Raw genomic sequence first — 1,262 nt, 5'->3', positions numbered from 1 at the left:
CTGGGGAAGGCTCGTCCTCCCAGGGTTAGTCAGGACCTAAGCCGAGGCCGAAAGGCGTAGGCGATGGACAACAGGTTGATATTCCTGTACCACCTCATTTCCGTTTGAGCGATGGAGGGACGCAGAAAGATAGGGTAAGCGCGCTGCTGGATATGCGCGTCCAAGCAATTAGGCTGATGTGTAGGCAAATCCGCACATCATAAGGCTGAGTTGTGATGGCGAGGGAAATATAGTACCGAAGTTCCTGATTCTACGCTGCCAAGAAAAGCTTCTAGCGAGGAAATAGGTGCCTGTACCGCAAACCGACACAGGTAGGCGAGGAGAGAATCCTAAGGTGAGCGAGAGAACTATGGTTAAGGAACTCGGCAAAATGACCCCGTAACTTCGGGAGAAGGGGTGCTCTTTTGGGTGTATGCCCGGGAGAGCCGCAGTGAAAAGGCCCAAGCGACTGTTTAGCAAAAACACAGGTCTCTGCGAAGCCGCAAGGCGAAGTATAGGGGCTGACGCCTGCCCGGTGCTGGAAGGTTAAGAGGAGGGGTTATCCCTTACGGGAGAAGCTCTGAATTGAAGCCCCAGTAAACGGCGGCCGTAACTATAACGGTCCTAAGGTAGCGAAATTCCTTGTCGGGTAAGTTCCGACCCGCACGAAAGGCGTAACGATTTGGGCACTGTCTCAACCATAGACTCGGTGAAATTATAGTACCTGTGAAGATGCAGGTTACCCGCGACAGGACGGAAAGACCCCGTGGAGCTTTACTGCAGCTTGATATTGAATTTTGGTACAGCTTGTACAGGATAGGTAGGAGCCTGAGAAGCCGGAGCGCTAGCTTCGGTGGAGGCGTCGGTGGGATACTACCCTGGCTGTATTGAAATTCTAACCTAGAGCCGTGATCCGGCTCGGAGACAGTGTCAGGTGGGCAGTTTGACTGGGGCGGTCGCCTCCTAAAGAGTAACGGAGGCGCCCAAAGGTTCCCTCAGAATGGTTGGAAATCATTCGAAGAGTGTAAAGGCATAAGGGAGCTTGACTGCGAGACCTACAAGTCGAGCAGGGACGAAAGTCGGGCTTAGTGATCCGGTGGTTCCGCATGGAAGGGCCATCGCTCAACGGATAAAAGCTACCCCGGGGATAACAGGCTTATCTCCCCCAAGAGTCCACATCGACGGGGAGGTTTGGCACCTCGATGTCGGCTCATCGCATCCTGGGGCTGTAGTCGGTCCCAAGGGTTGGGCTGTTCGCCCATTAAAGCGGTACGCGAGCTGGG

At 54.3% G+C, this 1,262-nt stretch carries 1 rRNA gene; it reads left to right on the top strand.

Features of this window, described 5'->3' with window-relative positions:
* Nucleotides 1-1,262 (top strand): 23S ribosomal RNA (locus ACFVR2_RS25110); the annotation flags it as partial.

Origin of the sequence: Gottfriedia sp. NPDC057991 (assembly GCF_042886615.1) — a bacterium.
GTDB lineage: Bacteria > Bacillota > Bacilli > Bacillales > Bacillaceae_G > Gottfriedia.
This window is presented reverse-complemented; position numbering and strand designations above follow the sequence as displayed.